This is a genomic window from Streptomyces axinellae (assembly GCF_039532135.1).
GTDB lineage: Bacteria > Actinomycetota > Actinomycetes > Streptomycetales > Streptomycetaceae > Streptomyces > Streptomyces axinellae.
This window is the reverse complement of sequence record NZ_BAAARJ010000008.1, coordinates 202,647-223,964: the sequence shown is the minus strand read 5'-3', so window position 1 is coordinate 223,964 and position 21,318 is coordinate 202,647. Positions and strand designations below refer to the sequence as shown.

Sequence of the window (21,318 nt, the reverse complement as noted above, 5' to 3'; positions counted from 1 at the left end):
CACCTCGTGCCAGGCGGGAGGCTCCGGCGCCGAGGGGTTGGTCGCCCGCTCACGGCGCGGCGACGCCGGCCTTCCGGCGGGTCAGATGAATGAGCTGGTCGCGGACCTCGCGTGCTTGCGGGTGCCTGCGGTAGGGCGCGAGGCAGCGGCGCATGGCGGTGAGGGCCATGGTGGTGCGGCGGGAGGCGGTGAACGGGTAGTGCACGAAGATCTCCCTGCACTGCTCCAGCGCGGCCTCGACTTCGCCGAGGGACAGCAGGGTTTCGGCGATGTGCGCGTGGGTGAGGACGAGCGCGATGTGGTGGGCCGGCGAGCGGGCGGCCAGCGACTGCTGGAAGGCGGTGACGGCTTGTCCGCGATCGCCCAGTGACAGCAGCACTTCCCCCCGCTGGTAGAGGAACGCGGCCGGCGGATAGACCGTGAAGGGCCGCAGAGGCGCGGGATCGGCCTCCGTGTCGAGCGAGTTCTCGGCGGCGAGCAGATCCGCCAGCGCGTTCTCCCGCTCCCCCTCGACGGCCAGCACCACCGCGCGCCCCGCGTAGAGGTAGGACAGCACGTGGGTGGTCGCGGTGGGGTCCGCCACCTCCAGGGCGCGCTCTGACCATTGCCGTGCGCGCGTCATGTCGTCCAGCCGAAGCGCCAGCTGGGCCATGGTGCGCAAGGTGATCGCGTAGACGTTGCGGTTGCCCGCCTGGTACGCGAGGTCCAATGCGGAGCGGTAGCAGTGGTATCCGAGGTTCGGCAGCCCGGCGTCGGCGGCCATCGTGCCCAGCAGATGGCTCAGGCAAGCGCTGCCGGCCAGCACCAGGGGGTCGGCCGCCTCGCCGTCCGGTGAGGGCACCAGGCGCGGGGTGACGTCGTCGGTTATGTAGGCCCCCAGCGCGGAACGCGCGTGCGCACCACCGTATTTGTACGTCAGCTCGGCGAACACCGTGACCATGTCCGAGAGGCGTGCGTCGCCGTGCGGAGCCTGGTTCGGGACCGCGCCGTCGGGCGGGCCGTCCTGCGGCCCGGCCGCGGGCGGCCAGGCGGGCGGCTGGATGTCCACGTCGGTGAGCATCCTCCGGTTGAGGGCCAGCCGCCGGTTGGTGTCGGCGTCGGCACCGCACAACGCGATCAGGCGTTCCACCGGGTCGCCTGCCTTCAGCACCGTGTCGGTCGAGGCCCCGCCGCCCGCCATGCCGCCCAGCCCCGTCTCGCCGACGTGGATGGCGCGCCCGAGGCGCCGTCCCAGCGACTGGGCCACCAGTCCGGGTACGGGAGGCCGCGGGCGGGAGCCTTCCAGCCAGTGGGCGACGGCCGTACGGTCGTAGCGCAGCCGCAGGCCGTACTTGGTGCCCAACGCGTTGACCGCGCGGGCCAGTTCACCCCCGCTCCAGCCCGATTCCGCGAGCAGTGCCGCGAGTTGATCGTTGGGACTCCGCTGACCCATGGGCGTCTCCTGGCTCAACCCGCCCGGTCACGCGGACCCCCGGGCTCCTCCGCCGAGTCACATGGGCCGGGGCACGCGCCGCCCGTGGCCGGGCTCGGGCGAGGGCAACTGCTCATGCCTGGATGGCCTGTTCCGGTGCCCCGCCCCGGTGACCGGATCCGCTGAGTCACCGTGCCCGTACGTGTGATTCGCAGCAGGCATACCCCTCATGAGGCTTCCGGTGCGTCCACCAGGGGCGTTTTTCGGACTGTACGTGCGGCGTTCCTCTGGGCTGGCGTGGCGTGTGCGCCTGCTGATGCGGTCCGTCGGCCATGCGGGCGGGCGGGCCTCCGGTGCGCGCCGGAGCGTCGCATGTCATGGCTGGTCCAGCTGACGGAGGGGCCGGGGTGAAGGCGGTTACGGGCCGGATCCGAATTCGTCCGGAAAGCGGCGCCACGCGCCGTGGAAGAGTATGAGGGCTGAGGAGCACAGGGCGGTCGGGGGCGAAGGTCATGCCCCTGTCCGTCGCCGGGCAAGACCGCCGCGGAAGCCGTTGTTCGCGGCCATCGCGACGGCGTGTGCCGCGCCCGTCCGGAAGGAAGTCCCCGGAGGCAGGCCCGGTTTGTCCGCGTGAGTCGGCCGGTAAGCCGGCGGACTCCGGGCCGAGGGGCCCCACTGTCCCCGCCCCGTCCCCGCCCGCCCCCGGCCCGAGGTCAGCGGCGGGCGCGCGAGCCGCCGGGGAGCGGGGCCGCCGCATCACCGTCGTCGGGGCCGGCGGCGGACCGCGCCCTCGTCGGCCGGTGCTCCGCTTCCCGCCCGGCCGGTGCCTCCGGCGCGATCGGCCCGTACGGGCTGGAGCTGTTCATCCTGACCAAGGCGTAATGCTCGGGATCCGTCATGAATCCACGCATACCGCCTCTGACCGGCCCGGAAGGCATACCGCTCAGAAGACCACCCGTGCTGCGGTACGCCGCGCTCCCGCGTGACGCCCGCCTTCGCGGAGCGTACGCCGGACCGGCAGGGGCCGGCCCGCGCCTCGGGCCTGACCGGTGACCTCGTATGGTCACCGTGCGTGGCCTGGTTGCGGGGACACGGGTCTGACATCATGAGCAAGCGGAACCTGGCTCCGCTACAGGAGCGGTATTCCGCGGGCAAGGACGGCAGCAGAGGGAGCGGCGTGGTGGACGACGGCGACGGGGGCGCGAGGCAGGCGGCCCGGCCCAAGCGGGCGGATGCCCGGCGTAACGAGAAGACCCTGCTCGACGCGGCTGCCGCGGTGTTCGTCACATCGGGCGTGGAAGCGCCGGTACGCGACATCGCGGCCAAGGCCGGTGTCGGGATGGGCACGATCTACCGCCACTTCCCGACCCGGGCGGACCTCATCATCGCCGTCTACCAGCACCAGGTCGAGGCGTGCGCCGAAGCCGGGACGGAGTTGCTGGCGAGCAGCGCTTCCGCGCACGCGGCGCTGGGGCGGTGGATCGACCTCTTCGTCGATTTCCTCGTCACCAAGCACGGCCTCGCCGCGGCGCTCCAGTCGGACGAGACCGGCTTCGAATCGCTGCACGCCTACTTCCTCGACCGCCTCGTACCCGTGTGCACCCGACTGCTCGAAGCGGCAGCCGCCGCCGGTGAGATCCACTCCGACCTGCGCGCCTTCGAACTCATGCGCGGCGTCGGAAACCTCTGCATCGGCGCGGAGAGCAACCCCGACTACGACGCCCGCCGCCTGGTCGGACTCCTCATCGCGGGGCTGCGTTTGCCGCGCGAAGCGCGCTGAGCGCTGTCCGGCGAACTTCTTGTCGCCCTCCTTCCCGGTGCTGGAAGGGGTTGCCCCTGGCCGTGCTGTGCGGGGTGCGGGTTCGCCCGCGCCGGCCGCTCTCCCAAGTCCCCGGCTTTGCTCGCACAGGGGACCCCTCGCGGAAGCCCCCCCATCGCGGCGGGGCCGCGTATGACACAGCCGGGCCCCTTCGGGGCGCCCCGGTGCCGGGCACGCATGTTCCGCCGGACACGGCGCAGGCGCCTTGGCCGGCAAGGACTTCGGGGAACGCGGGCGTTCCTTCTCCGCCTCCACGGGTTCATCGCGTGCACACGCCGTTGTCGTGCGCCGGACACCGGGTCGCCACGCCGGACTTCCAGGCATGGCCGGTCGGTCATCACGTCCGCTTACCGAGGAGTGATTCGTGAAGACACCTCGTCCCGCCAGGCCCGCCGCGCTCGTGCCGGCCACGGCACTCGTCCGCCTTGCCCTCGCCGCTCCGTCGGCCACCGCACGGCCGCACCGCTCCCCTTCCGGCCCCGGAACCCCCGCCGGTCCTGGCTCGTTGCCCACCGTCACCGCGCGGGCGGAGACCGCCACGCTGTATGACGACGAGGCGGGCGGCAACGCCGACGCCGACGACCCCGCGATCTGGCGCGATCCCGCCGACCCGGAGCGCAACTCGGTGGTCACCACCGCCAAGGAGGGCGGGCTGCGGGTCTATGACCTCGACGCGCGGCTGGTGCGGTCGGTTTCCGCGCCGCCCGCACCGGGTCCGGATGACGCGCCCGGCCGGTTCAACAACGTCGATCCGGTGCACGGTGCGCGCGCCTCCTCCGGGCGTGCCGACTACGCCGTGACCACCGACCGGGCCACGACCGGCTGCGGGTCTACCGCATCGACCGGGGGCGCGCAGCCCGCTCACCGATGTCACCGACCCCGCGGCACCCACGGTGTTCTCCACCGGCCAGGAACAGGTCAACGAGCAGCACACCGCGTACGGGCTGGCCGCCTGGACCCATGAGGCGAGCGGCCGTTCGTACGCGCTGGTCAGCCGCCGCGGGCGGACCAGCATCGCGCTGCTGGAGCTGACGCCGGGGGCCGGGGGCGCCGTCGGATACCGCAAGATACGCACCCTGGATCTATCTGCCCTCCTCCTTCCGGCTGCCCGACGGCTCGTCGTGGCGCCCGTGCGGTGAGCCGGGTGAACTGCCGCAGGTCGAGGGCATGGTGGTGGATCCGGAGAACGGCACTCTCTACGCAGGCCAAGAGGACGTCGGGATCCGGCGGATGCCCGCGGGCCTGACCGGGAGGCCCGAACTCCTCGACACGGTCCGCGAGTACGGCGTCCCGGGCACGTACGACGAGGAGAGCGAGGAGTGCCTCGCCCCGGCGCCGATCCCGGCTACGGCGGCTCGCACCTCGCGGCCGACGTGGAGGGCCTGACGCTGCTGACCGGGGCCGACGGGAACGGCCGCCTCTTCGCGTCCAGCCAGGGCGACAACACCTTCGCCGTGTACGACCGCGGGCCCGGCGACGGCGAGGGAAAGGAACAGAACAAAGGCAACGGCGACGAGTACGAGGGTGGCTTCCGCGTCGGTGCGGCGGGCGGAGCCCTCGACGGCTCCGAGGAGTGCGACGGCGCCGCCGTGCTGGGCGCACCGCTCGGCCGGACGTACCCGAACGGCCTGCTCGTCGTCCAGGACGGCCACGACACACCCGCGGACGGCGAACGCGAGGGCACCGGCTTCAAGTTCGTCGATCTCGGCGATGTGCTGGAGCGGGTCGAGGACTGAGCCCGGGCCGGACCCGGGCGGAGAACCATGTGTGCCCGCACCTCGGCGGGCACACGTGGTGGTCCGGTGGGTCAGTTGGTGACCCGTACGTAGTCGATGGTCATCTGCTGCGGGAAGGCGGTGGAGCCGTCCGGGTCGCCCGGCCAGTAGCCGCCCACGGCGAGGTTGAGGATCAGGAAGAAGGGTTTGTCGAAGACCCACTGGTTACCGCCGACGTCGGCGGGTGTGCGCGTCTGGTAGACGCGCCCGTCCACCGACCAGCTGATGGAGCCCGGGGACCAGTCGATGGCGAAGGTGTGGAAGTCGTCGGCGAACGCGGCGCCGCCGGGCAGGGTGTAGCCGGCGCCGATGCCGCCCGAGCCGGAGTAGCCGGGGCCGTGCAGCGTGCCGTGCACCGTGCTGGGCTCGAACCCGACGTTCTCCATCACGTCGATCTCGCCGCAGGCGGGCCAGCCGGCGCTGCCGATGTCGTCGCCGAGCATCCAGAAGGCCGGCCACATGCCCTGCCCGCGCGGCACCTTGATGCGCGCCTCGACGTGGCCGTGGGTCTGGGTGAACTTGCCCGCCGTGTTCAGCCGGGCCGAGGTGTACTCGCACTTGCCGTACCAGCACTGGTAGTTGCCGGGGTTGTCCTTGCGGGCGGTGATGACGAGGTTGCCGTTCCCGTCGAGTGCGGCGTTGTCGGTGCCGGGGGTGTAGTACTGCCGCTCGTGGTTGTTGACGTTGTCGCCGGTCTCGGTCTGCCACTTGGCGCCGTCAACGGCGGCGCCGGCCGGGCCGTCGAAGTCGTCGGAGAAGAGGACCGCTCGGGTGCCGCCGCCGGAGCTTTTGGCGTCTTTGGCGTCGTCGGCCGATGCTGTGGCGGGCAGCAGTGCGGCGCTGACGCAGCACAGCAGGGACACACCGCACATCACGGTGCGGCTTCGTCTGGGGAGCCTCACGTCGCCGTCCTTTCGTGGGGGGAGTGGACGTTGGGCGTGCGCATGACAAATTGTCGGCGGGCGTGCGCGCACTCGGCGCGGCAGACCCGGGACTTTCTTCACGACTTGTTGTAAGCGCGTCGGATCGGCCCGTCAAGACTTTGGTCCAGACCTGATTGTGTTCAAGAGGGAACGGCGCGCCCCGCCCCACCGCGCGCCCTCCCGTCAGGACTTGGACCGTGCGGCGCCCAATGCCCTGATCGGCACTTGCCGTTACGGTTCGCACAGCAGCGCCGTCAGCTCCGTCGTACCGGCGGGAGCCGTCAACAAGGTGCCCTCGGCGGTGTGTTCCACCGTCACCGCCCCGGTCTCCCCCGCCGCCGCCTCCGGGACGGCGGCGCGCTCACCGGTCAGCAGAAGGTGCCACGGCCCGGGGGCCCCCGTCGCCCCGACGGTGATCCGCCGTCCGCTCCGGGATGTGCGGAAGACGGTGTCGGGTGCGGCTGCTCCGGCCTCCGGGGCCCCTCCCCCCGGCCCCCCGGGCTCCGCCCGCCAGGTGCCGCCCCGGCCCGGGATCCGGGTGGTGACGGTGACTCCGTCGGCGAGGGCGTAGGCGCGCAGGGTGAGGCCGCTCGCCCAGTCGTAGTCGGCGCGCTCCTCCCCCGCTCCGTACGGGAGCACCGCGCCGGGGCGTACCAGCAGCGGCAGGCTTGCGAAGCTGTACCGCTCGTGCCGCCAGCCGGGGCCGGTGAACCGCTCGCCGCTCAGCAGATGGGTCCACTCGCCCTCCGGTACGTAGAATCCGACGCTGCCGTCGGCGGTGAAGACCGGGGCCACCAGCAGGTCGTCGCCGAGCATGTACTGCCGGTCCAGCCAGTGGCAGGCCGGGTCGCCGGGGAACTCCAGCAACATGGCCCGCATCACCGGGGTGCCGTGCTCGGCGGCCTGGCGCGCCGCGCCGTACAGGTAGGGCATCAGCCGGTGTTTGAGCCGGGTGAAGTCGCGGGTGACGGTGACGGCTTCCTCGTCGTAGGCCCATGGCACCCGGTAGGACGTGCTGCCGTGCAGCCTGCTGTGCGAGGAGAGCAGCCCGAACTGAACCCAGCGTTTGAACAGTTCCGGACTGGGCGTGCCCTCGAAGCCGCCGATGTCGTGGCTCCAGAAGCCGAAGCCGGTCAGGCCGAGGGAGAGACCGCCGCGCAGCGACTCGGCCATGGCGCCGAAGGTGGACTCGCAGTCGCCGCCCCAGTGGACGGGGTATTGCTGGCCGCCCGTGGTCGCGGAGCGCGCGAAGAGTACGGCCTCGCCGGTGCCGCGTTCCTCGGTGAGGGTCTCGAAGACGGTGCGGTTGTACAGCTGCGTGTAGTAGTTGTGCATCCGCTCCGGGTCGGAGCCGTCGTGCCAGACGACGTCGGTGGGCACCCGCTCGCCGAAGTCGGTCTTGAAGCAGTCCACGCCCTGCCCGAGCAGGGCACGCAGCTTGTCCGCGTACCACGCGCGCGCCCCGGGGTGGGTGAAGTCCACCAGGCCCATGCCCGCCTGCCACAGGTCCCACTGCCAGACGCTGCCGTCGGGGCGCCGGACGAGGTGGCCGAGCCGGGCCGCCTCCTCGAACAGCGGTGACTTCTGCGCGATGTAGGGGTTGATCCACACGCAGACCCGCAAGTCCCCGCCTTCCTTCAGCCGTCGCAGCACGCCCTCCGGGTCGGGGAAGACCTCGGGGTCCCAGGTGAAGTCGCACCACTGGTAGGCGCGCATCCAGAAGCAGTCGAAGTGGAAGACGCCCAGTGGAATGTCGCGTTCGGCCATGCCGCGCACGAAGCCGCGCAACCCGGCCGCCGCGCAGGGAGAACCGAGCCAGCCCGTAGGCGGCGGGTGCGGCCAGCACGAGGCAGACCACGACGGCGCCCAGTGCCACGGCGAGGCTGGTGAGCAGGGAGCCGCCCTGACTGTCCAGCGCCGCGCGGAAGCTGTCGAGCCCCGGCGAGGTGGGGAAGAGGTTCACATCGATGCCCGAGGAGGGCTGCAGCGCGGTGGCCAGCATCCAGTAGACGGGGAACAGCAGCACGGCGAGGATCAGCAGCGCGGCGACGGTGTTCCAGGCGCCGCGCACCCGGTGCGCGGCCCCCGGCCCGGCGGCGCGCGGCGTGCCCGGGTCCGTGCCGCGCATCGTGGCCGGCGCCGCACGGAGGGCCGTACGGAGGGGAGTCACAGGCATGGTGCTCACTTCCCGTTGCCGAAGTCGGCGCGGTCGGCCCGCAGATAGAGCACCGCGAAGACCGCGCTGATCAAGATGAGGACATTGCCGGCGACGGCGCCCTGGCCGAAGTCGAGGCACAGGAACGACAGCTGGTAGGTGACGGTGCCCAGGGTCTGGGTGGCGTCGGCGGGGCCGCCCGAGGTGAGGGCGAGGATCAGATCCAGGATCTTCACCGTTGACATGAAGCCCAGCACGAGGACGACCGTGATCACAGGCCGCAGCAGCGGCAGCGTGACCGAGCGGAAGACCCGCCACGGCCCGGCTCCGTCCAGCGAGGCGGCCTCGTACAGGTCGCGGGGGATCTCCTGGAGGCCGCCGTAGAGGATGACCATGTTGAACGGGATGCCGATCCAGATGTTGACCAGCACCGCGGCCAGCAGCGCCACCCCGGGGCTGCTCAGCCACGGCACGCCGCCCTCGGTCAGGCCCACGGCGCGCAGGGCCGAGTTGAGGACGCCGTGTTCCTGGTCGAGGATGCGCCGCCACACCACGGCCGCCACCACCATCGGTACCAGCCACGGCAGCAGCAGGACCGCGCGGATGGGGCGGGAGAGGCGGAAGCCGCGGGAGAAGAAGACGGCCAGCGCCAGCCCCAGGGTGAACTGGCCCAGCAGCGAGCCGACCGTGAACAGTGCGGTGTGCCACAGCGCGTCGGTGAACAGCGGATCGGTGAAGACCTCGCGCCAGTTGTCGAGGCCGTTGAAGGGTGCCTCGCCGGTGAAGTAGGTGGTGGGCGTGTAGTGCTGAAAGCTCATCAGCACGTTGCGCACCAGCGGATAGCCGAAGAAGGCGGCCATGTAGAGCAGCGCGGGCGCGATGAACAGCCAGCGCAGCAGCGCGGTGCGGCGGCTTCCGGCCCGTCTCGCGCCGACGGCTCGGGGGGCGCCGGAAGGCGGCGCGGCGGGGGGCGAGTCGGTGACGGTACTCATGCCGCTCCTCACTCCCCCGCCGTCGCCTGCCGCTGAGCACGGCGCAGGGCCGCCCCGGGGCTGCTGTCGCCGGTGAGCACGGACTGGAAGGCTCCGGCGAGCGCGTCGCTCACGGCCGGCCAGCGGGTGCCGGCCTTCGCGGTGCGCGAGCGCGCCGTGGTCACCAGTTCGGCGAACGGGGCGAGCTTGGGGTGCTGCCGCGCGTAGGTGCGTGCGGCGGCGGCGCGGGTGGGCACGTTGTTGGCCGCCTCGCCCCAAGCCAGCTGGTCGGCCGGGGTGTTGAGGCAGTCGAGGATCTTGGCGGCGTTGCGCTCGCGCTCCCTGTCGTCGCTCTTGGGGACGGTCATCACGGTGCCGCCGACCGGGGCTACGGCCTTGCCGCCCGCTTCGGGAACGGGGAACTCGGCGACGGCCCAGTCCACCTTGTGCTGCGCCTCCAGCACCGGCACCTGCCACGGGCCGTTGATCATCATGGCGGTGCGGCCCGCGACGAACTGGTCGTTGACGTCCTGCTGGTTCCAGGTGACGACGGCTCTGGAGACGGATTCGTCCGCCACCAGGTCCTTCCACAGGCGCAGCGCCGCCTCCCCCTTGCCACCGTCCAGCCGTGCCTCGTCACCGCCCGCGGACCAGAAGAAGGGCAGGAACTGGTAGACCCCGTCCGCGTCCGGGGTGGCGCTGAAGGCGAGCCCGTAGCGGCCGTGGCCGGTCAGCTTCTTCGCCGCGGCCCGCAGCTGAGCCCAGGTCCGGGGCACCTTCACGCCCGCTTGCCTCAGCTGCTCCGGGCTGTAGTAGAGCGCCAGGGAGTTGACCGAGCGGGCGATGCCGTAGCGGGTTCCCTCGAAGGAGCCGAGGGAGACCCCGCTGCGGGAGAGCCCGGAGGTGCGCACGCCGAGGTCCCGCAGCTTGCGCAGCCCGCTGGTCTGCGCGAACTGCGGCAGCTCGGACCCGTCGAGTTCGAGAATGTCGGGCAGCGAGTGCGAGGACGCCATCCGCAGCGCTTTGGAGGAAACCTGGTCGGCGGGCACGCTGTTCTGCTCCACTCGCAGCCCGGATTCCGCTCCGCAGCGATCGAAGAACCTCTGGTTCTTGGCGTGTTCGGCCGTGTCGGTGGCCGAGTTGAGCACGGTGACGGTCCCGGGCTCGGGTGCGGCAGCGCACCCGGCGAGCCCGGATACGGCCACCGCCCCCGCCATGAGCGCGGAGAATGCGGGACGGTACGGCATGAGGACGGCTCTCCATTCCATGACGAGCGTCGCCGGGGTACGCCCCCGGCAGGAGCGTCCCGAGGGGCGGGGGGAACTGCGCGCCCGGCCACGGGCACGCGCGCACGCCGGACGGGGCCGGAGAAGGGGCGGCGGCGCTGTACGAAGGACGGTCAGGAAGGTCAGGACGCGGGGCCGCACACCGTGGTACTGGCGCGCGGCGTCAGACGGGGCGACAGCAGCGTGGTCTCGGGTACGGCCACGCCGTTCAGCTTGGTCATCAGCAGTTCCACGGCCCGCTCCCCCACCTCGTCGGCGGGGATGGCCACGGAGGTGACGGGCACCGCCGCGTTCTCCGCCAGCTCGTCCGGGCACACGGCGACCACCGACAGGTCCTGCGGAATGCGCATGCCCGCCCGCTGGAACGCCTCCATGAGCAGCGGCAGGGCGGGCTCGTTGTGCACGACGATCCCGGTCAGCCCGGGGTGGTCGCGCAGCAGCCGGTCGGCGGTCTGCCGTGCGGCGGCCCTGGAGGGCTCGCACGGGAGGACCGTCGAGGTCATGCCGTAGCGGCGGGCGACCCCGGTGAAGCCGGCCGCCGTGCGCCGCGCGAAGCCGGTGCCGCGCACATACACCTCCGGCGGGGAGCCCAGCAGCGCCACGCACCGGTGCCCGAGATGGGCGAGGTGGCCGACACAGCTTTCCCCGGTCGCGGTGAAGTCCAGATCGATGCAGGTCAGCCCGCCCGCTTCGGCGGGGAATCCGATGAGGACCGAGGGCAGCGGCAGCGTGCGGAGCAGTGGGGTGCGTGCGTCGCTCAGTTGGACGTCCATCACGATCAGCCCGTCCACCAGGGCGCTGTCCGCCATCCGCCGCAGCCCGTCCTCGCCCTCCTCCTGGGTGAGCAGCAGCACATCGTGGTCGTGGCCGCGCGCGGCGGTGGCCACGGCGCCGGCGAACTGCATCTGTACGGGCACGTGGATGCCGCTGCGCAGCGGCATCACCAGGGCCAGCACGTTGGAGCGGCTGCTGGCCAGCGCGCGGGCTCCGGCGTGCGGGCGGTAGCCGAGCTCGCGGATGCTGGCCTCCACGCGGCGCTGGGTCGCCGCCGAGATGGAGCGCTTGCCGCTGAGCACGTAGGAGACGGTGCTGGGTGAGACCCCGGCACGGCGGGCCACGTCCGTGATCTTGACCAACGTCCCCTCCTCGAAGCCGTGTTCGCGGGATTGTCGAATCGTTTCGACGGGGTGTGTCGAAGCGATTCGGCGCGGAACAGTAAGGGAGGACCGAGGGCTGTCAACGGAGAGGACAGAAGTCCTCCGACCTTCCGTTCCGGCGGCCGGGAGCGGGGCCGGAGCCGGGCCGCGAGCTTGGGACCGGGCGGGCGCTCAGTCCGGGGCCGGTCCGGTGAGGCGCTTGCCGGGGGCGAAGTGATCGACGGCGCGGGAGAGCGCGTCCAGGTTCTGGGCCGCCGCGTCGAGTTCGATCACATAGCGCCTGCCGCGCAGGCCCGCCGCCGCGGGATCCGCGGTGACCAGGCGGCTGCCGAGCGGGGTGCCGGGATCGCCGTCGGCTTTGGCCGCCGGATACAGGTCGAGGTAGGGAGCGCGCGCGAGGCCGGCCCGCACGAGGGGATCCTGCCCGGCACGGTCGGCCGGCACGACGGCGACGGCCGCGATGTCCCGCCAGGCCAGCAGCTGTTGACGGTGCCGGCCCCGGCCCAGCCAGGCGCCCCGCTCATCGACGGTGAGGCCGGGCGGTCCGAGCCTGCGCGGGACGGCGAAGCCGAACAGTGCGACGAGCGCGGCGGCCCACAGTCCTCCGATCACTGCTCCGGCGACCCGGTCGCTGGTGGGCGCGGGGCCCTTGGCCGGACCGGCGGCGTTGACCAGGAAGGGCGCGTCCGTGCCGACGGCGGCGTAGGTGAGCGCCACGGTCGGCACCGCGAACATCACGACCAGCGCGAAGGTCCCCAGCGGTACGCCGACGAGCAGTTCGCGCCGGGTCGCCCGGCGCCGCCGCCCCCGTACCGCCTTGACCCGTACCGTCCCCGGCACCGCTCCCCGCACCACGCCTCGCACCGCTCCCGCCGGCCCCCGTCGCCTCGTCATGCGGGGAACTGTAGGACGGCCCGGTCCGGCGGACCAATCCGTGCCGCCCACCACCGGCAGGCAGGCCGACACGCCGGCAGGTCGGCAGGTCGGCAGATGTGGTGTCAGTGCAGTGCCAGCCCCTTCGTCTCCGGCGCCCATGCAGCGGCGGACCCGATCGCTCCGCCACCAGAAGTGCGGTCAGCGCGACCATCGAGGCCGAGAACTTGTAGGCGGACCACCCCGCTCACCGAGGAGATCGCCGCCGCCGAGGAGGTCCTCGTCCGCTTCGGCACGCTCCGACGTCCGGCGGGGGCCCGTAGCGCCGCTCCGGTGGCTTCACGCGCCCACAGGGCGTTCACGTGTCCACGGCGCCCTGCCGCTTGATCGGGTCTTTCCCGCCCAGCTCTTGACGCTGCCGGGCGGCGAAAACTACGTTCTGGTGATCGGAAACACATTTCCATTCTGTGGAACTTCGAGCGCGGAAACCTCCGAGTGTTCCCCTCCCCCTTCCCGGAGCCCCGTATGACTGCCGTGGATGACCGGACACCTGTGGAGACAAGCGGCGCCGCCAGTTCTGGTCTGTACACCTACGACCTCGCCCCGACGAAAAAGGAAGGGCGTCGCTGGGGCGCCTACAACGTCTTCACGCTCTGGGCCAACGATGTGCACAGTCTCGGCAATTACGCGTTCGCCATCGGCCTGTTCGCGCTCGGCCTGAACGTCTGGGGCATCCTGGCGGCCTTCGCCCTCGCCTCGGCGCTGCTCTTCCTGCTGCTGACCCTGTCCGGGTTCATGGGGCCACAAGACGGGCGTGCCCTTCCCCGTCATGAGCCGCATCGCGTTCGGGGTGAAGGGCGCGCAGGTGCCGGCCGCCGTGCGCGGCGTGGTGGCCATCGCCTGGTTCGGCATCCAGACCTATCTGGCCTCTTCGGTGCTCAGCGCGCTCGCGGTGACCATGTTCCCCGGGCTGCGCCGTATCGACGGGAACTCCCTGCTCGGCCAGTCCACACTCGGCTGGATCACCTTCCTGGCCCTGTGGGCGCGGAGACCGCCGTGGAAGCCATCGCCGACCAGGCGGCCCGCGCGGTGGAGGAGGACCGGGCGGAGGTGATCTGCCTGGGCTGCGGGGGCATGTCCGGCCTGGCCGAACGCGTCACCGCCCGCACCGGGGTCCCCGTCGTGGACGGGGTGACCGCCGCCGTGACGATCGCCGAGTCCCTCGTCCGCCTCGGCCTGCCCACCTCAAAGGCGCGCACCTACGCCCCGCCCCGCCCCGAGCACTTCGTCAACTGGCCGCCGTGATCCCCGAAATGGTGCCGGTGCGGCCGGGCCGGAGGGTGCCCAAGGCGTCACCATCTCAGGAGGTGACGAAAAGTGGCGGCGATGCCAGGGCACCGGTCAAGCCGACACGTGGTCGGCTCCGTAACCGCCGTCATGAGACGGGACCGTAGTGATCGTCGAGTCCGCTCGGGCCGGGGGTCGCCGCTGGCAGAACAGCGCGGGCGCCCCTCTGAATTGCGGCGATGGCCCGCAAGATCCGCCACAATCCCCGTTCTGGAGCCCTTCGCCGGCTGGAGCTGGGACAACAACTACACCGGCTGGTCCCCGCGGCATACCTCGAGGTGGGAGAGCTGGACATCTCCGCGACGGGTGCCTGGACTACGCCCGCCGTCTCACTGGCGCCGGGGTCTCCGTCGAACCGCACCCGCACCCCGGCTGCCCCCACGGATTCGACCGCATCGATCCTGGCGCCGGTACCGTGCGGCGCTCCCTCGCCGACAACATCCTGGACCGGGTCAGCCGGCGCTAGAGGACGAAACCGTGGGGGAACGGATCGCCGGGATCCAGCAGGTAGTTGGCGGTGCCGGTGATCCAGGCGCGCCCGGAGGACTCCGGTACGACGCCGGGCAGCGGGCCGACCTCGGCCGTGTCGAGGAGCCGTCCGACAAAGCGTGTGCCGATGAAGGACTCGTTGACGAAGTCGGTGTGCAGCGCAAGCTCGCCGCGCGCGTGCAACTGCGCCATGCGGGCCGAGGTGCCCGTGCCGCAGGGCGAGCGGTCGAACCAGCCGGGGTGGATCGCCATGGCTCCTGGTTATCGGGCTGCCGCCGGCTCCACCGCCGCTACGAACGCAAGCCCGAGCACTTCCTCGCCTTCACCGCCATAGCCTCAACCCTCATCTGTCACCGACGACTCCAAACGAAATGACCTCTTAAGCGCCTTGGCCGCCGGAGGGGGGATCGGGGCTCGGACCGGCCCCGGGGCCGCGCAGCGCGCAGCCCGCCGCCAGGGGGAGTTCGAGCTGCGGGCTGAAGCCGTGGCCGACACAGAGGGCGTCCGCGGGCCGGACGCGCTCGCTGCCCGGCACCACGGACCAGTCGGGCCGCAGCCGCGCGGTGACGACCTCTTCGACGCGGCCCTCCCCGCGCGCTTCGATGACCGTCCGGCCGAACCGGTACGGGACTCGTTCGCGGCCCAGCGTCCAGGTGTATCCGGCCAGTTCGCCCGCCCTGCCGAGCAGGCCCGCCGGCTGCGAGGGGCGCCGGGACCAGCCCCGCGCCACGGTGCCGGAGGTGTTCGCCTCCAGCACCTCCAGCACACGGGAGCCCGCCTCCAGCAGGGACGCGGCCACCGGCAGCAGGAACGGGCCGCTCCCGGCAACCACCATCCGGTCGCCCACGGCCACGCGCTCGCCCTTCGCCAGTGCCTGGGCCGCACCCGCGGTGACGACGTCGGCGAGGATCTCGGGCCACAGTCGGCGGGAGAGCTGGGCGAGGCGCAGTTCGGGCCCGGGACTCTTGTCCGAGACCAGCACGTTGCCCTCACTGTGCGAGGTGGTCGCGGCAGCGGGGCCGCCACGATCGACGACGGTGACCGTGCAGCCCGCCAGGGCGAGTTCGCGAGCACAGGCGGAGCCGACGATTCCGGCGCCGAGGACCACCACTCGCGTTCCGCCCACCGAACCCAACGAACCCTCCCGTTCGTCAAAACGAACGCCAGGGACGCTATGGCAGCACCCGGAGCGTGTCAACGGTTGTGCGGCCGGGCCGGCTGACGAGCCATCAGTCAGGGCCGACTGCTGAGCAGTTGCCCGTGGGCGCGGCCTGTTCACCACCCGGGCAGCACCCCGCCGCGCACCACCGGGCCGCCCCTCCCGCCGCTGCCGCGCCCCTCAGTCGCCGCAGCCGACGCGCTCCCCGTCCGGCGGGCCCGAAGCGTGCGGACGCAGCCGCTGGTCCGGCCGGTACTGGAGCAGCAGCACCGAGCGCACCGTCTCCTCCTGGGCCGAGTAGCTGTGCGGCAGCGCGGCGTCGAACCCCACATAGTCGCCGGGCTCCAGCTCCACCTCGTGCCCGTCCACACTCACGCCCAGCCGGCCGGCCTGGACGATGGTGTGCTCGGTGCCGACATGCCCGAGCGAGTCCCGGCGGCAGCCCGCCCGGACCTGCTGGTCGTAGATCTCGAACACGGCGTCGCCCGACTCGATCCGCTGGAGCGGGCGCAGATCGACGGCATCACCGCTGAGGACCTCGACATCCTTTGCGCGCACCACCCGCAGCCCCGCGGGCGGGCGAGTGTCGAGCAGGTCGGAGATCGGCATCTCCAGCACCCGCGAGAGGCTGAAGACCGTCTCGATGGTGGGGTTGCCGGTGCCGGACTCCAGCTGCGAGAGCGTCGCCTTCCCGATCTTGGACCGCCTGGACAGCTCGGAGAGCGAAAGCCCCCGCTGCGCCCTGGCCCGTTTCAGGTTGAGCGCAAGCATTCCCCGTACCGATCTGTCAGGACTGTCGCCCACCGGCCCTCCTTCCCGTCACGAACTGTTCGCTATACAGAACGATAGCGTTCTCCGGCGCTGCCCGGCTCCCCACCGTTCGCGACGGAACACGCCTTTGTGTCCGCCGTCCGCACGCGGGCCGACCAGTGGCACCGCGAGGGCCTGTTCTCCTCCGAGGGGACACGGAAGGTCATTTCCGCCGCCGAGGAGGCACATCCGGAGCGCTGAGACACGCGGCCCTGTGGCCGTCGGCCGGCCGCGGGAAACAGCGCCGGGCCGGGTACGCGGGCCGTCTAGACGGCGGTGAATCCGCCATCGGCGGCGACCACCGCCCCGGTGACGAAGCCGGCGCGCGGAGAGGCGAGGAAGCACAGGACCTCGGCGATCTCCTCGGGCTGTGCCACCCGGCCCAGCGGCTGCGCGTCGGCGAAGGACGCGAGGTAGGCGCGGCTGTCGGAGCGGAAGGTGTCGAGGAAGTCGGTCTCGATGACACCGGCGGCGACGAGGTTGGCGCGGATGCCCAGGGGCCCGCCCTCGACGGCGAGCACCTTGGTCAGCTGAGCCAGCGCGCCCTTGGACGCGCTGTAGGCCGCGCCTTCCGGCAGAGCCACGGTGCACGTGTAAGAACCGGTGCTGACAATGGCCCCGCCGCCCCGGCTCTTCATGGCCCGAAAGGCTTCGCGGGCGAAGAAGAAGGAGCCGCGCGCGTTGACCGCCAGCACGGCGTCCCAGTCCTCGGCGGTGGTCTCGGTGACGGGCTTGTTCAGAGTGCGGCCCGCGTTGTTGACCAGAATGTCCAGCCCGCCGAAGGCATCGGCTGCCGACCCGACGGCTCGGACAGCGGTCTCCTCCTGGGCGATGTCGCCGGTCATCGCCAGCACACCGGGGAACTCCTCCGGCAGAGCCTGGACGTCCGGCCGGATGTCCACGGCGAGAACTCGCGCACCGCGCGCGGCGAGAAGGGCCACCGTCGCCCTGCCGACCCCGCGCGCGGCCCCCGTGACAAGGGCGGCCTTGCCACGGAACTCGGCGGAGTCCGTGCCTCCATGGGACGGTCGCGGTGACTCGGAGGCGGCGGGTGCGGCGGACGAGACAGGCGTCACGGGTACCCCGGACATCTCAGGTGTTGCGGAGGTCATGGTGCGTTCCTCGGGAAATGAGCGGGGCGACGGCGCGCGGCGCCCCGGGGATGCGGCAATGCGTACGACTCAGCCCGTGTGGCCCGGTGCGTACGACTCGGTGCATGCGGCTGCGGCTCAGTGCGCGGTGAGTCCGCCGTCGATCACCAGCTCCGAGCCGGTGACGAAGGAGGACTCGTCGCCGGCGAGAAAGAGGATCGCGAAGGCGATCTCCTCCGCGCGGCCGGCCCGGCGCATCGGGGTGCGCTGGATGTCGGGCTGCTGGTCGCCCTGCTCGTCCAGCAGGTCCTGGATCATCGGTGTGGCGATCACGCCGGGGTGCACGGAGTTGACCCGCACCCCCTGGCGTGCGTATTCGACCGCCGCGGTCTTGCTCAGCAGGCGCACCGCGCCCTTGGACGCCTGGTAGGCGGCTGCCGCGCCGCTGCCCACGAGCCCGAGCACAGACGAGGTGTTGATCACCGATGCGTTGCCGCCGGCCCGCAGCAGCGGCATCGCCGCCTTCATACCGAGCCAGGTGCCCTTCTGGTTCACGTCGATGACGCGGTCCCAGTCCTCCTCCCGGGTGTCCTCGACACCCGGCCAGTCCACGATGCCGGCGAGGTTCACGAGCACGTCCAGCGTGCCGAACCGGTCACGTACGACGCCGGTCACCTCGTCCCACTCGCGCGCCGAGGAGACATCGAGGCGGGCGGCGGCCACCTCGGCGCCGCCTGCCTCGATCCGGTCGGCCAGGTTCCGAAGGGGGCCCTCGGCGACGTCGGTCACCACCAGCCGGGCGCCTTCGCGGGCGAAGAGTTCGGCGACGGCCGTGCCGATGCCGCCGGTCGCGCCGGTGATCAGTGCGACCTTGCCATCGAGTCGTTGCTGTCCTGTCATCGATACATTCCTTGATCCTCGGTGTTTCCGAACCGGGCCGCGGTGGCCGACCGCCGCCCGGGGCCGCCCCGGTCGAGCGGCCCTGCTCCACCGAGTCTGCGCAGGTCAGAGGCCATCAACCAGGGCACGTGCTGCCTGGGTGCGGCACACCCAGGCAGCGTGCCGGACCGCCGCCTAGCCTGGAGACATGGACGACAACCACCTGGGGGGCTTCCTGCGGGCACGCCGCGCCGCCCTGCGGCCGGAGGACGTCGGCATGGCGAGTTACGGGGTCCGCAGGGTCGCCGGGCTGCGCCGCGAGGAGGCCGCCGTCCTGGCCGGGGTGAACGCCGATTACTACACCCGTCTGGAACAGGGCCGCGAGCGCAACCCCTCACCCCAGGTGCTCGACGCCCTCAGCCGGGCGCTGCGCCTCGACGAGGAGGCCCGCGCCCATCTGTTCCGGGTGGCCGGAGCCGCCTCCGGCGAACGGCCCTCCCGCCACACTGCCGAACGGGTCGGTCCCGTGCTGCGGCAGCTGATGGACGGCTATCCGAACACTCCGGTGTTCGTCATCAACCGGACCCTGGACCTCCTCGCCGCCAACGCCCTGGCCGACGCGCTGTACTCCCCGTTCGATCCGGCGGACAACCTGGCCCGCATGACCTTCCTCGACCCCGCCGGCCGGCACTTCTACGTGGACTGGGACCGCGCGGCCCAGGCCACCGTGGCCAATCTGCGCCAGGCAGCCGGATTCGACCCGGACGATCCGCGGCTGCGCGAACTCGTCCGCACCCTCACCGAGCACAGCGCGGAGTTCACCCGGCTGTGGGAGGCCCACGCCGTGCGCGGCAAGACCCTGGACGCCAAGCAGCTCCTGCACCCGGACGTCGGCCCGCTCACCCTCACCTACCAGGCGTTCGACGTCCGGGACGCTCCCGGCCAGCAGCTCATCATCTACCAGGCCGAGCCCGGCAGCCCCAGCGCCGAGGCTCTCGACCTGCTCGGCTCTCTCCACGCCACCGGCCGCCACACGGACCCCCGCCCCCGGCTGCGTCCCGGCTCCCGTCCGTAGGCCCGGGTCCCCTCTGCGAGCCCGTGTGCTGTCCCGGGCCCGCCCGTGCTCCGTCCCCGGCCCGTGTTCCGGCGGGGCGCCGGAGTGCGTGTGAGGGATCCTGTGCGGGGCACTCGCCCGCCTTCAGCACACGCCCTTGTTCGCAGACCGACGACCGACGGCCCGGGAGAACTGCATGACCGAGAACCTGTGGAACTACGCCCCCACCGCCGGGCACACTCCGGACGCCGACCTGTCGGGTTATCGCGTGGAGGCGGAGGACGGGCACATCGGCAAGGTCGATGAGCACTCCAACGAGGTCGGCTCCGCGTACCTCGTCATCGATACGGGGCCGTGGATCTTCGGCAAGCAGGTGTTGCTGCCCGCCGGTGCGGTCACCGGCATCAGCAACGAGGACAAGACGATCCGGGTCGCCTGGACCAAGGACCGGATCAAAGCCGCTCCCGAGTTCGACAAGGACAAGCACCTCGGGGACCCGCACTACCGGGACCAGCTCGGCGGCTACTACGGCGCCGGTCACTGAGCGGCGCGCGGGCGGCCTGAGCGGCGGGGGCGCTCTTCGCCCCCGCCCGCGCCCTTTCAGTCCTCGTGGATCTCAGGCCCCGTGGATCTCGCCCCGTCTGCCCCGGGCCGCTCCCGGGCGGGACTCATCCGCGCGTGCCGTCGGCTCCCTCGGCGTTCTCGACCGTGCCGGCGTTCTCGACCGTGCCGGCGTTCTCGACAGTGCCGGTGCGCTCGACAGGGGCGAGCGGATCCGGCGTGCGGCCGGTCCAGCGGTGGAGGACGGCGCGGCCGGTCTGCTTGGTGACGCCGCCCTCCTCGACGGTGCCGGACTCGGCCACGTAGTAGCGCCCGTCGCCCACCGAGATCAGCCCGTACTCCCCCGGGCCGGTCCAGCCCCGCACCCCCGTGCGCTCGTCGTACAGGCCCTGTCGCGCGAGGCTGAGCAACTGGCCCCGCTCCGGCTCCGGCTGGCCCCGCACCGGGCCCCGTACGGCCGGCTTCGATCCGTCAACAGTGAAGAGGGAGTAGTTCGGGAAGCCGGGCTTCTTCCCCTCGTACACGGCCAGCTGCCAGTTCCGCGAGGCCGCGTCGTACTCCAGGTTCTGCACGCCGTAGGTGGTGTTGCCGGTGTACGCGAAGAACTTGCCGTCGGTACGCGAGGGGCCGCTGGTGTGCGGATCCGACTCGCTGAGGGGCCGCTCGTACTTCTTCCAGCCGCGCACGTCGTACTGCAACAGCACCTGGTGGTCGTTGTCCCGGCGCTGGGTGTTGGAGTAGACGCCGTAGGCGACGGTCAGCAACTGGGCGCCGTGCCCCTTGCCTCCGCGTCCGCCGAGGCCGGGGCCGAATGCCACGCCGTCGATGCCGCTGCATCCGTAGCGGTGGTCGGGTGTGTCGGCGGTGTCGCCGTCGAAGACGCCGTCGCCGTCCATGTCGGCGGTGTAGTCCTCGACGACCTCCTTGAGATAGACGGTCGACGCGACATCGCTGGACTGGGCGTCGATGCCCATGCGGTCGATGCGGTCGGCATCGAAGACGGCTATGTAGAAGGACTCGGCGTCCTTGTACTCCAGGGAGCCGTAGACCCGTCTGTCCCGCTCGTTGAAGTCCAGATCGCCCAGGTGGCCGGTGAACCCGGTGACGGAGCCGACGGGGCGGCCCCGGAGATCGGTCTTCACCAGGAGGTTGGTGAAGGAGAAGTACATGAAGCCGCGCTCGCGGTCCAGGGCCATGCCCTGGACATGGCCGGCGTCCCAGGCCCCGCCGCCGATCACCGCGGGCAGCCGCCGCGCGCTGCCCGGCCCGCCTGCCGCCGCGCCGCTGTCGGCGGCGGAGGCCGTCTGCGGGACCAGGGCGCACGCCAGCAGCGTCGCCCACACCGCCGCACCCGCGCGTGCGGCGGTTCCTCTCCCGGCCCGCCGCCCGGCCCGTGCTCCGACCCCGCTCGTGTCCGCTTCCACCGCGTCCATCCCGTCCCCGCCTTCCGTAGCTTCCGGTGACCTCACCCCGCATTCCTCCCCGCTCGCGGGGCCCGGGCAAGGCCGGGGTCATCATCGGATTCCGCGGTGAATGCCCGGCGGGCGCAGGGGGGCTC

At 72.0% G+C, this 21,318-nt stretch carries 16 protein-coding genes and 6 pseudogenes; 7 read left to right on the top strand and 15 right to left on the bottom strand.

The window, feature by feature from the left end; all coding sequences use genetic code 11:
- Positions 1-49: 49 nt before the first annotated feature.
- Together ABD339_RS14515 and ABD339_RS14510 are read right to left on the bottom strand one after the other, a co-directional pair.
- Entirely contained in the window at positions 50-1,432 is a 1,383-nt protein-coding gene (locus tag ABD339_RS14515; protein ID WP_344566001.1) for an NsdA family TPR-like regulatory protein, read from the bottom strand.
- Positions 1,433-2,124: 692 nt separating this feature from the next.
- A complete protein-coding gene (locus ABD339_RS14510; RefSeq protein ID WP_344565999.1) occupies positions 2,125-2,310 on the bottom strand; it encodes a hypothetical protein in 186 nt (61 codons plus the stop codon).
- Between the two features lie 281 nt (positions 2,311-2,591).
- Between ABD339_RS14510 and ABD339_RS14505 the strand changes: the two genes are divergently transcribed.
- Positions 2,592-3,191, top strand: a complete 600-nt coding sequence (locus ABD339_RS14505; RefSeq protein WP_344566145.1) for a TetR/AcrR family transcriptional regulator — start codon at positions 2,592-2,594, stop codon at positions 3,189-3,191.
- 403 nt (positions 3,192-3,594) lie between these two features.
- Positions 3,595-4,966: pseudogene (locus ABD339_RS14500) on the top strand (phytase).
- A 71-nt stretch (positions 4,967-5,037) separates the two neighbouring features.
- On the opposite strand, the gene ABD339_RS14495 reads toward ABD339_RS14500, so the two are convergent.
- From ABD339_RS14495 to ABD339_RS14465, 7 genes and pseudogenes are all read right to left on the bottom strand, one after another.
- Positions 5,038-5,877: a glycoside hydrolase family 16 protein gene (locus ABD339_RS14495; RefSeq protein WP_344566143.1), complete on the bottom strand. Its 840-nt coding sequence runs from the start codon at positions 5,875-5,877 to the stop codon at positions 5,038-5,040.
- 282 nt (positions 5,878-6,159) lie between these two features.
- Complete coding sequence (gene yicI, locus ABD339_RS14490) at positions 6,160-7,695, bottom strand: alpha-xylosidase (protein ID WP_425575986.1); 1,536 nt, start codon at positions 7,693-7,695, stop codon at positions 6,160-6,162.
- 22 nt (positions 7,696-7,717) lie between these two features.
- Positions 7,718-8,056: pseudogene (locus ABD339_RS33790) on the bottom strand (carbohydrate ABC transporter permease); the annotation flags it as partial.
- 53 nt (positions 8,057-8,109) lie between these two features.
- The gene (locus ABD339_RS14480) at positions 8,110-9,075 is read right to left on the bottom strand and encodes a carbohydrate ABC transporter permease (RefSeq protein WP_344565997.1); all 966 of its coding nucleotides are present in this window, start codon (positions 9,073-9,075) and stop codon (positions 8,110-8,112) included.
- Positions 9,076-9,083: 8 nt separating this feature from the next.
- Positions 9,084-10,301 (bottom strand): sugar ABC transporter substrate-binding protein, encoded by a 1,218-nt coding sequence (locus tag ABD339_RS14475; protein ID WP_344565995.1) that lies wholly within the window; start codon positions 10,299-10,301, stop codon positions 9,084-9,086.
- A 161-nt stretch (positions 10,302-10,462) separates the two neighbouring features.
- Positions 10,463-11,476: a LacI family DNA-binding transcriptional regulator gene (locus ABD339_RS14470; RefSeq protein WP_344565994.1), complete on the bottom strand. Its 1,014-nt coding sequence runs from the start codon at positions 11,474-11,476 to the stop codon at positions 10,463-10,465.
- A gap of 192 nt (positions 11,477-11,668) precedes the next feature.
- Positions 11,669-12,391 carry a hypothetical protein gene (locus ABD339_RS14465; protein WP_344565992.1) on the bottom strand — a complete coding sequence of 241 codons (723 nt, stop codon included), beginning with the start codon at positions 12,389-12,391 and terminating at the stop codon, positions 11,669-11,671.
- 504 nt (positions 12,392-12,895) lie between these two features.
- Here ABD339_RS14465 and ABD339_RS14460 point away from each other — a divergent pair.
- Positions 12,896-13,415, top strand: a pseudogene (locus ABD339_RS14460) (cytosine permease); the annotation flags it as partial.
- Between the two features lie 2 nt (positions 13,416-13,417).
- Positions 13,418-13,675: pseudogene (locus ABD339_RS14455) on the top strand (aspartate/glutamate racemase family protein); the annotation flags it as partial.
- Between the two features lie 504 nt (positions 13,676-14,179).
- Here ABD339_RS14455 and ABD339_RS14450 read toward each other — a convergent pair.
- Positions 14,180-14,461, bottom strand: a pseudogene (locus tag ABD339_RS14450) (proline racemase family protein); the annotation flags it as partial.
- Here ABD339_RS14450 and ABD339_RS33785 point away from each other — a divergent pair.
- Positions 14,447-14,581: pseudogene (locus ABD339_RS33785) on the top strand (IS5/IS1182 family transposase); the annotation flags it as partial. The pseudogenes ABD339_RS14450 and ABD339_RS33785 sit on opposite strands and share 15 nt — an antisense overlap.
- A 4-nt stretch (positions 14,582-14,585) precedes the next feature.
- Here the strand turns inward: ABD339_RS33785 and ABD339_RS14440 are convergent.
- From ABD339_RS14440 to ABD339_RS14425, 4 genes are all read right to left on the bottom strand, one after another.
- Positions 14,586-15,332: an FAD-dependent oxidoreductase gene (locus ABD339_RS14440; RefSeq protein WP_344565990.1), complete on the bottom strand. Its 747-nt coding sequence runs from the start codon at positions 15,330-15,332 to the stop codon at positions 14,586-14,588.
- Between the two features lie 213 nt (positions 15,333-15,545).
- Positions 15,546-16,169, bottom strand: a complete 624-nt coding sequence (locus tag ABD339_RS14435; RefSeq protein WP_344565988.1) for a helix-turn-helix domain-containing protein — start codon at positions 16,167-16,169, stop codon at positions 15,546-15,548.
- 272 nt (positions 16,170-16,441) lie between these two features.
- Entirely contained in the window at positions 16,442-17,287 is an 846-nt protein-coding gene (locus ABD339_RS14430; RefSeq protein WP_344565987.1) for an SDR family NAD(P)-dependent oxidoreductase, read from the bottom strand.
- 117 nt (positions 17,288-17,404) lie between these two features.
- A complete protein-coding gene (locus tag ABD339_RS14425) occupies positions 17,405-18,166 on the bottom strand; it encodes an SDR family NAD(P)-dependent oxidoreductase (protein ID WP_344565985.1) in 762 nt (253 codons plus the stop codon).
- 187 nt (positions 18,167-18,353) lie between these two features.
- Between ABD339_RS14425 and ABD339_RS14420 the strand changes: the two genes are divergently transcribed.
- Together ABD339_RS14420 and ABD339_RS14415 are read left to right on the top strand one after the other, a co-directional pair.
- Positions 18,354-19,220 (top strand): helix-turn-helix transcriptional regulator, encoded by an 867-nt coding sequence (locus ABD339_RS14420; protein WP_344565983.1) that lies wholly within the window; start codon positions 18,354-18,356, stop codon positions 19,218-19,220.
- Positions 19,221-19,395: 175 nt separating this feature from the next.
- Positions 19,396-19,743: a PRC-barrel domain-containing protein gene (locus ABD339_RS14415; RefSeq protein WP_344565980.1), complete on the top strand. Its 348-nt coding sequence runs from the start codon at positions 19,396-19,398 to the stop codon at positions 19,741-19,743.
- A gap of 124 nt (positions 19,744-19,867) precedes the next feature.
- Here the strand turns inward: ABD339_RS14415 and ABD339_RS14410 are convergent, their stop codons facing one another.
- Positions 19,868-21,193 carry a hypothetical protein gene (locus ABD339_RS14410; protein ID WP_344565978.1) on the bottom strand — a complete coding sequence of 442 codons (1,326 nt, stop codon included), beginning with the start codon at positions 21,191-21,193 and terminating at the stop codon, positions 19,868-19,870.
- Positions 21,194-21,318: the final 125 nt, after the last annotated feature.

Bases quoted from the DNA above. Each gene is read 5' to 3' on its own strand.
- ABD339_RS14515 (WP_344566001.1), bottom strand. From the start codon at position 1,432: ATGGGTCAGCGGAGTCCCAACGATCAACTCGCGGCACTGCTCGCGGAA.
- ABD339_RS14510 (WP_344565999.1), bottom strand. From the start codon at position 2,310: ATGACGGATCCCGAGCATTACGCCTTGGTCAGGATGAACAGCTCCAGC.
- ABD339_RS14475 (WP_344565995.1), bottom strand. From the start codon at position 10,301: ATGCCGTACCGTCCCGCATTCTCCGCGCTCATGGCGGGGGCGGTGGCC.
- ABD339_RS14410 (WP_344565978.1), bottom strand. From the start codon at position 21,193: ATGGACGCGGTGGAAGCGGACACGAGCGGGGTCGGAGCACGGGCCGGG.
- ABD339_RS14465 (WP_344565992.1), bottom strand. From the start codon at position 12,391: ATGACGAGGCGACGGGGGCCGGCGGGAGCGGTGCGAGGCGTGGTGCGG.
- ABD339_RS14415 (WP_344565980.1), top strand. From the start codon at position 19,396: ATGACCGAGAACCTGTGGAACTACGCCCCCACCGCCGGGCACACTCCG.
- ABD339_RS14480 (WP_344565997.1), bottom strand. From the start codon at position 9,075: ATGAGTACCGTCACCGACTCGCCCCCCGCCGCGCCGCCTTCCGGCGCC.
- ABD339_RS14495 (WP_344566143.1), bottom strand. From the start codon at position 5,877: ATGTGCGGTGTGTCCCTGCTGTGCTGCGTCAGCGCCGCACTGCTGCCC.
- ABD339_RS14420 (WP_344565983.1), top strand. From the start codon at position 18,354: ATGGACGACAACCACCTGGGGGGCTTCCTGCGGGCACGCCGCGCCGCC.
- ABD339_RS14430 (WP_344565987.1), bottom strand. From the start codon at position 17,287: ATGACCTCCGCAACACCTGAGATGTCCGGGGTACCCGTGACGCCTGTC.
- ABD339_RS14425 (WP_344565985.1), bottom strand. From the start codon at position 18,166: ATGACAGGACAGCAACGACTCGATGGCAAGGTCGCACTGATCACCGGC.
- yicI (WP_425575986.1), bottom strand. From the start codon at position 7,695: ATGGCCGAACGCGACATTCCACTGGGCGTCTTCCACTTCGACTGCTTC.